Source organism: Trueperaceae bacterium (genome assembly GCA_031581195.1).
Lineage (GTDB): Bacteria > Deinococcota > Deinococci > Deinococcales > Trueperaceae > SLSQ01.
This window is the reverse complement of sequence record JAVLCF010000068.1, coordinates 1-13,737: the sequence shown is the minus strand read 5'-3', so window position 1 is coordinate 13,737 and position 13,737 is coordinate 1. Positions and strand designations below refer to the sequence as shown.

Annotated in this window: 16 protein-coding genes; 9 read left to right on the top strand and 7 right to left on the bottom strand. The window is 73.3% G+C overall.

All coding sequences use genetic code 11. From position 1 onward, the window contains the following. The coding region (locus RI554_07575) for a hypothetical protein (GenBank protein MDR9391872.1) at positions 1-948 on the bottom strand (948 nt) is incomplete at its 3' end. Positions 949-1,099: 151 nt separating this feature from the next. Between RI554_07575 and folE the strand changes: the two genes are divergently transcribed. Both folE and RI554_07565 read left to right on the top strand, forming a co-directional pair. Further along, positions 1,100-1,708 (top strand): GTP cyclohydrolase I FolE, encoded by a 609-nt coding sequence (gene folE, locus RI554_07570; GenBank protein ID MDR9391871.1) that lies wholly within the window; start codon positions 1,100-1,102, stop codon positions 1,706-1,708. A gap of 182 nt (positions 1,709-1,890) precedes the next feature. Beyond that, positions 1,891-2,937 (top strand): Fe(3+) ABC transporter substrate-binding protein, encoded by a 1,047-nt coding sequence (locus RI554_07565; protein MDR9391870.1) that lies wholly within the window; start codon positions 1,891-1,893, stop codon positions 2,935-2,937. 42 nt (positions 2,938-2,979) lie between these two features. Here RI554_07565 and RI554_07560 read toward each other — a convergent pair whose 3' ends face one another. Both RI554_07560 and RI554_07555 read right to left on the bottom strand, forming a co-directional pair. Further along, positions 2,980-4,644: an iron ABC transporter permease gene (locus RI554_07560; protein ID MDR9391869.1), complete on the bottom strand. Its 1,665-nt coding sequence runs from the start codon at positions 4,642-4,644 to the stop codon at positions 2,980-2,982. A gap of 53 nt (positions 4,645-4,697) precedes the next feature. Further along, positions 4,698-5,474, bottom strand: coding sequence for an HAD-IIB family hydrolase (locus RI554_07555; protein MDR9391868.1), 777 nt, complete (start codon positions 5,472-5,474; stop codon positions 4,698-4,700). Positions 5,475-5,723: 249 nt separating this feature from the next. Between RI554_07555 and sdhC the strand changes: the two genes are divergently transcribed. The 6 genes from sdhC (at position 5,724) to RI554_07525 (ending at position 9,448) form a co-directional block, all read left to right on the top strand. Next, a complete protein-coding gene (gene sdhC / locus RI554_07550; protein ID MDR9391867.1) occupies positions 5,724-6,083 on the top strand; it encodes a succinate dehydrogenase, cytochrome b556 subunit in 360 nt (119 codons plus the stop codon). Beyond that, a complete protein-coding gene (locus tag RI554_07545) occupies positions 6,083-6,502 on the top strand; it encodes a succinate dehydrogenase hydrophobic membrane anchor subunit (GenBank protein ID MDR9391866.1) in 420 nt (139 codons plus the stop codon). Before sdhC ends, RI554_07545 begins: the two co-directional genes overlap by 1 nt. Positions 6,503-6,511: 9 nt before the next feature. After that, positions 6,512-8,254, top strand: a complete 1,743-nt coding sequence (sdhA, locus tag RI554_07540; protein ID MDR9391865.1) for a succinate dehydrogenase flavoprotein subunit — start codon at positions 6,512-6,514, stop codon at positions 8,252-8,254. After that, entirely contained in the window at positions 8,254-9,009 is a 756-nt protein-coding gene (locus tag RI554_07535; GenBank protein ID MDR9391864.1) for a succinate dehydrogenase iron-sulfur subunit, read from the top strand. The genes sdhA and RI554_07535 overlap by 1 nt, the downstream gene beginning before the upstream one ends. Before the next feature lie 138 nt (positions 9,010-9,147). Next, on the top strand, positions 9,148-9,312 hold the full coding sequence (locus RI554_07530) for a hypothetical protein (protein MDR9391863.1): 165 nt from the start codon (positions 9,148-9,150) through the stop codon (positions 9,310-9,312). Position 9,313: 1 nt separating this feature from the next. After that, positions 9,314-9,448 carry a hypothetical protein gene (locus RI554_07525; GenBank protein MDR9391862.1) on the top strand — a complete coding sequence of 45 codons (135 nt, stop codon included), beginning with the start codon at positions 9,314-9,316 and terminating at the stop codon, positions 9,446-9,448. 74 nt (positions 9,449-9,522) lie between these two features. Here the strand turns inward: RI554_07525 and RI554_07520 are convergent, their stop codons facing one another. Beyond that, on the bottom strand, positions 9,523-10,275 hold the full coding sequence (locus RI554_07520; protein ID MDR9391861.1) for an SDR family oxidoreductase: 753 nt from the start codon (positions 10,273-10,275) through the stop codon (positions 9,523-9,525). A 115-nt stretch (positions 10,276-10,390) separates the two neighbouring features. Next, positions 10,391-11,203, bottom strand: coding sequence for a hypothetical protein (locus RI554_07515; GenBank protein ID MDR9391860.1), 813 nt, complete (start codon positions 11,201-11,203; stop codon positions 10,391-10,393). Positions 11,204-11,289: 86 nt separating this feature from the next. Here RI554_07515 and RI554_07510 point away from each other — a divergent pair, with 86 nt between their 5' ends. Further along, complete coding sequence (locus RI554_07510; protein MDR9391859.1) at positions 11,290-12,207, top strand: calcium/sodium antiporter; 918 nt, start codon at positions 11,290-11,292, stop codon at positions 12,205-12,207. A gap of 16 nt (positions 12,208-12,223) precedes the next feature. Here RI554_07510 and RI554_07505 read toward each other — a convergent pair whose 3' ends face one another. Further along, complete coding sequence (locus RI554_07505) at positions 12,224-12,613, bottom strand: Rid family detoxifying hydrolase (protein ID MDR9391858.1); 390 nt, start codon at positions 12,611-12,613, stop codon at positions 12,224-12,226. A 20-nt stretch (positions 12,614-12,633) separates the two neighbouring features. Continuing rightward, positions 12,634-13,737: protein phosphatase 2C domain-containing protein (locus RI554_07500; protein MDR9391857.1), on the bottom strand; the 1,104-nt coding region annotated here is incomplete at its 5' end.

Below are 13,737 nucleotides of genomic sequence, written 5' to 3'. Positions count from 1 at the left end.
GTCGGGGGCGGATGCGAGGTGGCGGATGCCGCGCGGGTCGCGGCCTGCGCGCGCCGCGCCGGCGGCCCAGTCGGCGCGGGCGGCGTCGGCGGCGCGCGCTGCGGCCTTCGCGTCGGCGCGGAGCTGCGCGACGCGCTCGGGGAGGTCGGCCGGCGCCGCGCTGAACGCGCGGGCGAGGGCGTGCGCGTCGTCGAGCGTCGCCTGCGCCAGGTCGGTCGCGTCGCGCCCCGCGCGGAAGGCGAGGCGTACGAGCCCGCCCTTGACCCGCTGCGGGGGGAGCCCCAGCAGCGGCAGGACCTCCGCGGTGCGCACGACGTGCGTTCCGCCGCAGGCGGCCAGCTCGACGTCGCCCATCCGCACCAGCCGGACGGTGCCGCGCACCTTCGGGGTGCGGCGGAGGGGGAGGGCGCCCAGGTCGGCCTCGTCGACCTCGAAGGCGGTGACCTCGAGGTTCGCGCGGGCCCAGGTCCGGGCGAGGGCGAGCGCGGCGCGCAGCGCGGCCGCGTCCGGTTCGCCGGCGACGTCGATCGTCGCGTCGGCGGAGGCGAGCGACACCGCTTCGGTGGTGAACGCCGGGTCCTGGTGCAGCAGCGCCCGGCTGAGCAGGTGCTGCGCGGAGTGTCGTTCGCGATGGCGGCGGCGGCGGTCGACGTCGAGGACGAGCTCGACCGCGTCCCCCTCGCGCGGGAGGGCGCCCTCGAGCCGGTGGCGGACCGGGGAGGGGGCGCCGTCGGGGGTGACCTCCGCGCCGGGCGGGAGGACGGCGTCGACGACGTCGGCGCGCCCGCCGGCGTGCGTCAACGTGGCGCGGTCGTGCGGCTGCCCGCCGGACGTGGGGTAGACGAGGCTGTCGGACAGCGTGACCCACGTCGCGCCGTCCTCGCGCTCGACGGTGGTGACGGTGGCCTGCAGGGTGGTCGCGTTCGGGTCGCGTTGTTCGCGTCGCACGGGCCGTGACGCTAGCACGGGATGCGTAGAGCGTTCCGGGCGATACGGTACCGGGGGGCCGGGGGGCGTAGCGTCTGCGCGCACGTGGCCCGTCCCGCCGACGCCGAACCCGCGGCGCGGTGCCCCGGGACGTCGCCGAGGAAAGGCACCCATGCGCGACCCATCGCACCCCGTGAACCCCGCCGCCCCCGACGACTTCGACGAGGTCGGCGAAACCACCCTCGAACCCCTCGTGGGCGAGCTGATCACCGGCCTCGGCGAGGACGTGTCCCGCGAGGGGCTCGTCGCGACGCCGGGCCGGGTGGAGCGCTCGCTGCGCTTCCTGACGAGCGGCTACCAGGCCTCGGTCGAGGACGTCGTCAACGGCGCGCTGTTCGACGCCGAGGGCTCGGAGATGGTGGTCGTGAAGAACATCGAGTTCTACTCGCTCTGCGAGCACCACATGCTGCCCTTCTTCGGGCACGCCCACATCGCCTACATCCCCGACCGGACGATCCTGGGCCTCAGCAAGTTCGCGCGGGTCGTCGACGTCTTCGCGCGCCGCATGCAGGTGCAGGAGCGGATGACGCTGCAGATCGCCGACGCGCTCGAGGCGACGCTGCAGCCGACCGGCTTGGCGGTCGTCACCGAGGCCAGCCACCTCTGCATGATGATGCGCGGCGTGGAGAAGCAGGGGTCGAGCACCCGGACGACGGCGATGCGCGGCGCCTTCCGCGACGACCCGCGCACCCGCCAGGAGTTCCTCGAAGCGATCCGCTGAACCCCGTCCAGCAGGGAATTCGGAGCAATTCCGAGTTCTTCGCTCGGGTATTGACCCGGGCGTCCCGGGTCGGTATCTTGCCTAATGCCGAGTGAACCACTCCGGATTCGGTGGGCCCCCGGATCCGGCGCGGCACGGAGGCCGCGGCGCACGGCGCCGCATTCAGGAAGGAAGGTACGACCATGCCCGACCCCCGACCCCTCACGCCGAGGGCCGGCGCGCTGGCCGCCCTACTGACGACCCTCGCCCTCGCGTTCGGCGTCGCGCTGGCGCAAAGCGACGTCGTCAACGTCTACACCGCCCGCCACTACGCCACCGACGAAGCCCTCTACGAACGCTTCGAAGCCGCCACCGGTATCGAGGTCCGCATCATCGAGGGCGACAGCGACGAACTCATCGCCCGCATGCAGAGCGAGGGCGACGCCGGCCCCGCCGACGTCTTCCTCACCGTCGACGCCGGCCGCCTCTGGCGCGCCGAGCAGGCCGGCCTCCTCCAGCCCATCGACAGCGACGTCGTCGAGGCCGCCGTGCCCGACGCCTTCCTGCACCCGGACGGCCTCTGGTTCGGTCTCACGCAACGCGTCCGCGGCCTCGTCACCAGCGTCGAGCGCGTCGAGCCCGGCGCCATCACCACCTACGAGGCGCTCGCCGACCCCGCGTGGGAGGGCCGCGTCTGCATCCGCAGCTCGAGCAACATCTACAACCAGTCGCTCGTCGCTAGCCTCATCGAATCGGTCGGCGCCGACGCCGCCGAAGCCTGGGCGGCCGGCGTGAACGCCAACATGGCGCGCCCGCCGCAGGGCGGCGACACCGACCAGATCCGCGCCGTCGCCGCCGGCGAGTGCGACGTCGCCGTCGTCAACCACTACTACCTCTCGCGCCTCATCGCCTCCGACGACGCCGGGGACGCCGAGGTCGCCGACGCCGTCCGCTTCGTCTACCCCAACCAGGACGGTCGCGGCGCGCACGTCAACGTCAGCGGCGGCGGCCTCGTCGCCACCGCCCCCAACCCCGACAACGGCCGGGCGCTCCTCGAGTTCCTCGTGAGCGAGGAGGCGCAGGAGGCGTTCGCCGCCAGCAACAACGAGTTCCCGATGCTCGACGGCGCCACCCCCAGCGACGCCGCCGCCGGCCTCGGCGACTTCGTCAGCGACGCCGTGAACGTCGTCACGTACGGGGAGAACAACCCCGAAGCGGTCCGCATCTTCGACCGCGTCGGCTGGCGCTGACGCCCCCGACGGCGACGCACGCCCGACACCCGGCGGGGGGCCTCAGCGCCCCCCGCCGTCGCGTCGACTCCGCGCGATCGCGACGCTCAAGACGACCACCGGCACCAGCCCCACCGCCGCGATCGCCAGCGCGCCCGGCGCCGCCTCCCGCAGGCGCTCGTCGGACGCCAGGCGGTACACCCGCACCGCCAACGTGTCGAAGTCGAACGGCCGCACGATCAACGTCGCCGGCAGCTCCTTCATCACGTCCACGATCACCAGCAACGCCGCCGTCAACAGGCTCCCCCGCAGGAGCGGCAGGTGCACCGTCGCCAGCGTCGCCAGGCCCCGCCGCCCCAAACCGCGCGCCGCGTCGTCCATGTTCACCGTGATCTTCTGCAGGCTCGCCTCGATCCCCCCGTACGCCACCGCCAGGAAACGCACCAGGTACGCGAACACCAACCCCAGGATCGTGCCGCTCAGCAGCAGGCCCGGCCCCACCCCGAACACCGCCTCCGCCGCCGCATCGATGCGGCCGTCGAGCCACCCCAGCGGCAGCAGCACCCCGACCGCGATCACCGAGCCCGGCACCGCGTACCCCATCGCCGCCACCCGCGTCCCGGCCCGCACCACCGGGCTCGGGCGCAGGCGCCGCCCGTACGCCAGCAGCAACGCCACCGCGAGCGTCGCGACGGCGGTGACGAGCGCCACCACGACCGTGTTGCGCAGGTAGACGAACACGTCCGCCCCGATCCCGGCCGGCGCGTCCAGCGCCAACGCCACCAGGATGCCGGCCGGCAGCACGAACCCCAGCACGATCGGCAGCGTCAGGAACGCCGCCGCCCCGGCCGCGCGCAGCCCCTGCAGCGGGTAGCGCGCCAGCGGCCGGAAGCGGCTGGTGGGGGGCGCGGCGTCCGGCCGCCGCCCCAACCCCCGCTCGAGCAGGATGAGGACCAGCACGAACGCCAGCAGCAACGCCGCCAACTGCGCCGCCGCCGCCCGCTCCCCCAACCCGAACCAGGTGCGGTAGATCCCGGTCGTGAACGTCACGACCCCGAAGTACTCCACCGTCCCGAAGTCCGCGAGGGTCTCCATCAACGCCAGCGCCACGCCGGCCGCGATGCCGGGCCGCGCCAACGGCAGGCTGACCCGCGCGAAGCTCGCCCACGCCCCCCGCCCCAAGCTGCGCGACGCCTCCAGCACCGACGCCGACTGCTCCAGGAAGGCGCTGCGCGTCAGCAGGTACACGTACGGGTACAGCGCCAACGTCAGCATCGCCGTCGCCCCCCCGAGCGACCGCACGCGCGGCAGCCGCAGCTCGCTCAACCCCAACCCCGTCACGTCGCGCAACCACGTCTGCAGCGGCCCCGAGACCTGCAGGAAGTCGGTGTAGGCGTACGCCAGGATGTACGCCGGGATCGCCATCGGCAACAGCAACGCCCACTCGAACGTCCGCCGACCCGGCACGTCGGTCATCGTCACCAGCCACGCCGCCCCCACCCCCAGCACCAGCGTGCCGGCGCCCACGCCCCCCATCAACGCCAGCGAGTTGCGGACGTAGTCGGGTAGCACCGTCGTCGCCAGGTGCCGCCACACGTCGCCGGTCGGCGCGACGACGCTCGCGAGCACCACCAGGATCGGGGCGGCCACGACCGCCGCGATCGCCACCACCCCCCCCTCCCAGACGCGCGAGCGGCCCAGAAAGCGGGGCCGGCGGCGGCGGGGCACGAGGGTACGGGGGGGCAGGGGACGATCCAATGCAGACGACCGTTCGCGGGCGCTCAGCCGTGCGCGTGCGCCGCGAGCCACCCCGCGACGCCGCCCTCCTCGGGGGCGGCCACGTGCTCCTGCGCCGCGGCGCGCACCTCCGGCGAGGCGTGCGGGCCGACCGACACGCCGTGGCCCGCCCAGGCGAGCATCGTGACGTCGTTCGCGCCGTCCCCGAACGCCACGACGTCCTCCCGCGCGACCGCGAGGGTCTCCGCGATCAACGCCAGGGCGGCGCCCTTGTCCGCGTCGCGCGCGGTGATCTCGAGGTAGCCGTCGTTCCAGCGGTAGAAGGTCAGGTCGTGCTCCGCGGCGATGCTGGCCTGCAGGTCGGCGCTGCGACCGTTGCTGGAGAACACCACCTTGTCCGCCTCGTGGACCACGCCCGCGGCGTAGCGCTCGACCCGCCGGTTGGCGGTGTGCGCCCACGACCAGCGGGGGTCGGCGGGGTCCTCGACGAACAGCGCGTCGTCCACCATGCAGGCGTACGGCACGTCGGGCGGTCGCAGCGGCGGCGAGAGCAACGCCTCGACGTGCGCGCGGGTCATGCGGCGGCGCTTGAGGACCTCCCCGGCGCGCCCGAACACGAGCGCCCCGTGGTTCACCGAGTACGGCCCCGGCAGCACCTCCAACGCCTCCACGAACGGCGTCGCGGACGCCAACGGGCGCCCGGTGAGGACCGTGACGAGGTGGCCCGCGTCGCGCGCCTTGCGAATCGCGGCGTCGGTCGCGGCCGGCAGGGCGTGATCGCGGGTGACGACGGTGTTGTCCAGGTCGAAGGCGAGCAGCACGACCCCCAATCTACACCGGAGACGTCAGGATTTCGTCGTCCCGCCCGCAGCCCGACCACACGCCCCCCCCGCACGCCCCCCTCCGCACGCCCGACCCGCACGCCGCACATCGCGTCGGGGCGCGCAATTCGTCCAACCGGGGGGCGTGGTAGCCTTCCCGCCGAAGCGCGACCGGCCGTCGGGGGGCGACCGGCCGCCAAGGCGCGAAGGGAACGCGGCCACCGCGTTCACGACCGAGGGAGGTCGACCATGTACCGAGGACGCGAGGGACAGTGGGCGTTCGTGCTGCACCGCCTGAGCGGCGTGGCGCTGGCGCTGTTCCTGCTGCTGCACGTCATCGACATCAGCCTGGTGATGTTCGGGCCCGAGGGGCCGTTCAACGCCTTCCTGGCCTTCTACCACCAGTGGCCGTTCCGCGTCGGGCTGGTGATGGTGATGGCCGCCGTCGTCTACCACGCCTTCAACGGCCTGCGGATCATCCTCATGGACTTCACCGAGTGGGGCGTGAAGTACCAGGGCGCCCTCTGGTACGGCGCGCTCGGGGCGACCACCGCGGTCGGCATCCCGATCCTCTGGAAGATCGTGCCCGAGATCCTGGGGATCGCCTGATGGCGAGCGCCCCCAAGACCTACCAGGCGGCCCGCTCCACCTACGGCGCGTCCGGCGAACTCGTGTGGTGGGTGTTCATGCGGATTTCGGGCCTCCTGCTCGTCTTCCTCGTGTTCGGCCACCTGTTCTTCAACAACATTCAGATCGACGCCGGCACCATCGACTTCGCGTACGTCGCGAACCGCCTCAGCCAACCCGGCGTCAAGATCTACGACACCTTCCTGCTGGCCTTCGCGATGCTGCACGGCATCAACGGCCTGCGCTACAGCATCGAGGACCACATCCAAAAACCGGGACGCCGGTTCTGGACGAAGGTCGTCGTGTTCTCCCTCGCCGGCATCGTGTTCGTCCTCGGGACGATGACGCTGTGGGCATTCAGCTACGACGAAATGGGCGCCGCGGTGCGCGCCCTCGACTAGGAGGTCATCGTGCCCAGGGCCCACAAGTACGACGTGATCGTGGTCGGCGCCGGAGGTGCCGGCCTCATGGCGGCCCGCTACGCCGCCCAGAACAAGGACGTCAAGGTCGCCGTCATCAGCAAGCTCTACCCGACCCGCTCGCACACCGGCGCGGCGCAGGGCGGGGTCGGCGCGGCGCTCGGCAACGTCAGCGAAGACCACCCCGAGTGGCACGCCTTCGACACCGTCAAGGGCGGCGACTACCTCACCGACCAGGACGTCGCGGAAACCTTCGCGCACGAGGTCGTCGACGCCGTCTACGAACTCGAGCACATGGGCCTGCCGTTCAGCCGCACGCCGGAGGGCCGCATCGCCCAACGCAAGTTCGGGGGGCACACCCGCGAGTTCGGCAAGAGCGCCGTCGAGCGCGCCTGCTACGCCGCGGACCGGACCGGCCACATGATCCTGCAGACGCTCTACCAGCAGTCGATCAAGGACCAGGTCACCTTCTTCAACGAGTTCCACGTCCTCGACCTCGTGCTCGAGGACGGCAGCGCCCGCGGGGTCGTCGCGTACGAGCTCGCGACCGGCGAGATCCACGTCTTCCACGCCAAAGCGACGATCATCGCGACCGGCGGGAACGGCCGCATGTTCAAGGTCACCAGCAACGCGCACGCGCTGACGGGGGACCTCACCAGCATCGTCTGGCGGCGCGGCCTGCCGATCGAGGACCCGGAGTTCTACCAGTTCCACCCGACCGGCCTCTACAAGATCGGCGTGCTGCTGACCGAAGGGGCGCGCGGCGAGGGCGGCATCCTGCGCAACAAGGACGGCGAACGCTTCATGGAGCGCTACGCCCCCTCGATCAAGGACCTCGCGCCGCGCGACATGGTGTCGCGCGCGATGTACCTCGAGATCCAGGAGGGGCGCGGCGTCGGGCCCGACGGCGACTACATCCACCTGGACCTGACGCACATCGACGCGGAGATCATCGAGGAGCGCCTGCCCGACATCACCGAGTTCGCCCGCATCTACCTCGGGGTGGACCCCATCAAGGAACCCGTCCCGGTCCAACCGACCGCGCACTACGCCATGGGCGGCATCCCCACGACGATCGACACCGAGGTCGTCGCCGACGGCGACGGCACCGTCGTCCGCGGCCTCTACGCCGCCGGCGAGGTCGCCTGCGCCAGCCTGCACGGCGCCAACCGCCTCGGCACGAACAGCCTCGGGGACCTGATCGTCTTCGGGCGCCGCGCCGGCATCGAAGCGGCGAAGTACGCCGCCTCCGTCGAGTACGAAGCGATGCCCGCCGGCGCCGACGACCGCGCCCGCGAGGAGCTGCACCGCATCCGCGCCGCGAGCGGCTCGGAGCGCGCCGTCCACATCCGCAAGGAACTCCAGGACACGATGATGGACAACGCCTCGGTGTTCCGCACCGAAGCGACCCTCGCGAAGCAGGTGGAGATCCTCGCCGACCTCCGCGCGCGCTACGCGCACGTGAGCGTCGAGGACGACGGGCAGGTGTTCAACACCGAACTCATGGAGGTCGTCGAGCTCGGCTTCCTGCTCGACAACGCCGAACAGCTCGTGTACGCCGCCCGCAACCGCACCGAGTCGCGCGGCGCGCACAGCCGCGAGGACCACCAGGACCGCGACGACGACCGCTGGTTGGAGCACACGATGGTCTACCGCAACGAGGACGGCAGCGTCCGGGTCGGCGCCAAGCCGGTCACGCTCGGCAAGTACGAACCCAAGCCGAGGGTCTACTGATGGACGCCGCCACCCCCACCCCCGGCGCGGCCGCCCCACCCCCCGCGCTGGACACCACGAACGTCACCGTCAAGATCAAGCGCTACGACCCCGAGAAGGACGCGCGCGCCTACTGGGCGGAGTACCGCCTCGACGTGCGCCCCACCGACCGGGTGCTCGACGTGCTGAACCAGATCAAGTGGGAGATGGACGGCTCGCTCTCCTACCGCCGCAGCTGCGCGCACGGCGTGTGCGGCAGCGACGCGATGCTGATCAACGGCGTCAACCGCCTCGCCTGCAAACTGCTGGTCCGCGACCTCGGCAGCACCATCAACGTCGAACCGATCCGGGGGCTGGACGTCGTCAAGGACCTCATCGTCGACATGGACCCGTTCTTCGACTCCTACAAGTCGGTCCTGCCGTACTTCGTCAACGACGACCCCGAACCGGCCCGCGAGCGGCTGCAGAGCCCCGAGGACCGCGAGATCTTCGACGAAAGCACGAAGTGCATCCTGTGCGCCGCCTGCACCACGTCCTGCCCGGTGTTCTGGACGAACGGCAACTACGTCGGGCCCGCCGCCATCGTCAACGCGCACCGCTTCATCTTCGACTCGCGGGACCAGGCGACCGACGAACGCCTCGCCGCCCTGAACCAACCCAGCGGCCTGTGGCGCTGCCGCACCGCCTACAACTGCACCGAGGCGTGCCCCCGCGACATCCCCATCACGAAACAGATCGAGGAGGTCAAGCGGGCGCTGCTCTGGCGCCAGGCCTGACCCCACCCCCCATCCCCCGCACGTCCCAGCCCGCGCGCGGACCGGCCCCAGGCCGGTCCGCGCGTCGTTTCGGGGGGCGCGCCCACGGTCCGCCCCCGGGGCGGCGTGCCACGGTACGGACGGGATTGGAGGGATTCCATGAACGTCCAGGTCCTACTCCCACCGCTCGCCGCCTTCCTCAGTTTCGTGCTGTCCGTCGCGCTGTGGTTCCAAGGCAACCACGACGCCGGCGTCTTCGTCGGCCTCTGGGTGCCCAGCATCCTGGCGCTCGGCATCTACGTCCAGAACGCCACCCGGCGTTGAGATGCCCTACCTCTTCCTCTTCCTCGCCGGCACGTTCGTGACCGGCCTGATGGTCGCCTACGTCGTCCTCGTGGCGCGCACCATGCGCCGCGAGCAGGTCGCCTACCAGGACGAGGGCGGGTCGGAGAGCGCCTGAACGCACCCGACCCCACCCCCCGCACGCGAACGGACCGGCCGAGGCCGGTCCGTTCGCGTGCGGGGGGCGCGGCGTTACTGCGCCGTGTACGCCCCGTCGACGAGGTGGTACGAGCCGGTCACGAACGACGCGTCGTCGCTCGCGAGGAAGGCGATCAACGCCCCGACCTCCTCGGGCCGGCCCAGCCGCCCGATCGGGTGCATCCCCTCCAGCATCTGCAGCATCTCCGCGCTCAGGTTGTTCTTCACGAGCGGCGTCTCGATGAACGCCGGCCCGACCGAGTTCGCGCGGATCCCCTGCCCCGAGTACTCGATCGCGGTGCTCTTCGTCATGCCGACCACCGCGTGCTTCGCCGCGACGTACGCCGCGGTGTTCGCGAAGCCGACGCTACCGAGGATCGACGCGATGTTCACGATCGACCCGCCGCCCCGCTTCAGCATCTCCGGAATCGCGTAGCGCATCCCGTAGAAGACGCCGTTCAGGTTGACGTCCATCACCTGCTGCCAGCCGTCCAGCGGGTACTCGCCGGTCGGGGCCTGCGGCCCCCCGATCCCGGCGTTGTTGACGATCACGTCCAGGTGCCCGAAGCGCTCGACCGCCTTCGCGACCATCGCCTCGACCTGCTCCGCCACGCCGGTGTTCACCTCGAAGAAGGCGCCCGCGTCGCCCAGGTCGTTCGCGACCCGCTGGCCGTTGTCGACGTCGAGGTCGGCGACGAGGACCATCGCGCCGCCCTCCGCCATGCGTTTCGCGGCGGCCTCGCCGATGCCGCTCCCCGCTCCGGTGACGATGGCGACCTTGCCGTGGAGATCGTAGGTGGTGCTCATGCGCGCTCCTTTCCGCCCGGGGGGTCCGGGCCTTCCCGTTCACCCTGGCAGACGGAGGCCGACGCCCGCGTCGGCCGGCTTCCCCTTGCACGGCCTGCCCCGATGCGCTAGGGGGTCAGTCGGTCCCGGCCGGCGCCAGCCGCCCCGTCCCGAGGCCGTACTCGAGCGCCGGTTCGTCCTCACCGACGTACACGTTCACCGTCCGCGACCACGCCTCGTTCATCGTGTCGCCCACGATCACCTCGACGCGCTCCCGACCCGCCACCGGCGCGTCCAACGTCAACACCAGCTCCGCGCCGCACCCGTACGCCTCCAGCAGCTCCCGACTCACCGCCACGTGCCGCCACGCCTCCAGCGTCACGCCGCACGCCCCCGCCCCCCCGGTGACGTACGTGTAGCCGACCCGCCCCAGCGTCACCGCGTCGTCCGCGGCGGGCGTCCCCGCCTCCGCCGCCGGCACCGTCGGGTCCGGCCCCGCCCCGTCCGCGTCGGCCTCCGCATCCCCCTCCGCCGCCTCCGCGTCGCCCCCCGCGTCCGCCTCGTTCTCCGCCTCGTTCACCGCGTCGACCTCCGGAGCCGCCTCCGCGTCGGCCTCCGAATCGCCCTCCGCGTCGCTCTCCCCGCCGGCCAGCGCGTCGGGCGCGACCGGCACGACGTCGGTCGCGTCCGCGTCCGGCGCCAGGTCGCGCGGGTCGACCGGCACGACCGCCCCCGGGGTCGCGCCGTCCTCCGCGGGGGGCGGCGCGGCGTCGCGCGTCCGTACGTCGGGGGCGTTCATCGTGAACAACGTCCACACGATGCCGCCCGCCACGAGCGCCAAGCCGGCGAACAGCACGACGTCCAGGAGGCGGCCCATCAGGGCGTCCCCCCACGGCGCAGCGCGCGTCGGGACGGGGTGGGGCGCGACGTCGGGATCACACCGCATCATGGCAGACCCCCGGCGACCCCGCAACGGCGCAGCCGGCACGCGCATCGCTCCGGGCCCCGGACCGAGGGGGTGCTACCCTCACGCGCGTGAGCGTCCTCTTCCTCCTCGCCGGCTTCGTCGCCCTGACGTTCGGCGGCGACTGGCTCGTGCGCGGCGCGGCCGCCCTCGCGGTCCGCATCGGCGTCAGCCCCCTCGTGATCGGCCTCACCGTCGTCGCCTTCGGGACCAGCGCCCCCGAGCTCGCCGCGACGGTCGCCTCCAGCCTCCAGGGCGCCCCCGACGTCGGCGTCGGCAACGTGCTCGGCAGCAACGTCGCCAACGTCGGCCTCATCCTCGGCGCGACCGCGCTCCTCGCCCCCCTCGCCGGGAACGCCTCGTTCACCCGGCGCGACCTCCCGCTCGGCGTGGCCGCCATGCTGCTGCTGGTCCCCCTCGCGTGGGACGGCCACCTCGGCCGCCTCGACGGGGCGTGGCTCCTCGCCGCGCTCGGCGTCTACCTGGCGCTGTTGGTCCGCCACGACCGCGACACGCTCGCGAACCCGGCCGACGCGCCCGGCGGCCCGCTCTGGCGCAGCGTCGGCACCGTCCTGCTCGGGCTCGGCGTCCTGGTGCTCGGCGCGGACCTCGTCGTGCGCGGCGCCGTCGACCTCGCCGCCACCCTCGGGGTGCCCGAGCGCGTCGTCGGCCTCACGATGGTCGCGTTCGGCACCAGCCTCCCCGAGCTCGCCAGCGCCGTCGCCGCCGCCGTACGCCGGCAGGGCGACATGATCCTCGGCAACATCGCCGGCTCGAACCTCTTCAACGTCCTCGCGGTCCTCGGGGTCGCGTCGCTCGCGACCGGCCTCCCGGTCGCGCTCCCGGAGGTCGGCGGCGACCTCGCGGTCGCCGTTGGCTTCTCCGTCGCCACGGTCCTGGCGTTCGCCCTCGCCGGGCGGCTGGGCCGCGTCGCCGGCGCCGGGCTGCTGGCCGCCTACCTCGCCTACGTCGCCGCGCTGTTCCTCTGACCCGCCGGACGTCCGCTCAGCCGGGGTCGCACACCGCGATCGCTTCGATCTCGACCGCCGCCCCGAACGGCAGCGCCCCCACCTGGAAGGCGCTGCGGGCCGGCGGCGCGTCCGTGAACGTCTCGGCGTACACGGCGTTGACGCGCTGGAAGTCGGCGATGTCCGCCAGGTAGACGGTGCACTTCACGACCCGCGCGGGGTCCGACCCGCCCGCCCGCAGGACCGCCGTCAGGTTCGCGAGCACCTGCCGCGTCTGCATCTCGACGTCGCCGTCGACGAGCGTGCCGTCCAACGCCAGCGGGATCTGCCCCGACGTGTACAGCATCGTCCCGACCTTCACCGCCTGCGCATAGGGGCCCACCGCGGCGGGCGCGTCGTTCGTGTTCACCAGGATGCGTTCGCTCATGCCGCGACTCTAGCAGCCGCTCAGCGGCCCAGCGCGAACGCCACCAGCAGCGCCAACGCCCCCGCCGCCGCCGCCCACCACGCCCACGTCGCCCGGTCGGGCCCCGCCCCCTGCGCCGCATCGGACGCCTCCGGGCCCACGCCCGGGCCCACCCCCGGGCCCGACGCGGCCCACGAGGCCGCCGCGCGAACCGCGCGCAGCGCCCCCCGGAGGCGCGCGGCGGGGCTCCGCCCCGGGTAGCGACGCTGGAGCGGCTGCAGCCACGCCGGGTCATGGGTCGCCACCAGGCTCACCGCGCCGGCGCGCGGGCTGGCGCCGCCCGGCTCCGCCGGCGCGGCGGCGTCCTCCGCCGCCGGCAGCGCGTAGCGACGGACGCCCGCCCGCACGCGGTGCACGACCGCCAACGCCACCGTGACGTTGTCGGCGCTGCCGCGCGCGTCCGCCGCGTCCAGGATCGCCTCGACCGCCGCCTCCGGCGGTCCCGCCGCCAGGTCGGCGAGGGTGCCCTCGTCCAACAGCGTCGTCACCCCGTCGCTCGCGACGACCAGCCGGTCGCCCGCCTCCAGGGGGACGTGCCCGACGTCGATACGGAGCGGCGCGTCGGCCCCCAAGGCGTTCGTGATGACGTTCCGGAGGCGGTGCCCCGCCGCCTCCCCCTCGCTCAGGAGGCCCTGGCGGACGCGTTCGGCGACCAGGCTGTGGTCGTCGGTCAGGCGCTCGACGCGGCCCCCGCGCAGCAGGTATGCGCGCGTGTCGCCGACGTGCGCGAGGACCGCGACGTCGCCGTCGATCCACACCAGGCTCAGCGTCGTCCCCATGCCCTCGCGGCCCGGCGCCGCGCCCTGCGCCCGCCGGACCGCCCGGTCGGCGTCGGCGACGGCGCGCGCCATCGCGACCGGCGCCGGCCCCCGCCCTCGCGCCAACCGCTCGCGGACGGTCTCCACCGCCGTCCGGCTGGCGACCTCCCCCGCGTCGTGCCCCCCGATCCCGTCCGCGACCGCCACCAGCGCGCGGCCGTCCACGAGGCCGGCGAAGCCGGCGTCCTGGTTGACGCGCCGCACGACGCCGGGCCGCGACGCGGCGGCGAACGCCACGTCCGGCGCGGCGTTGGCGGCGCCCTGGGT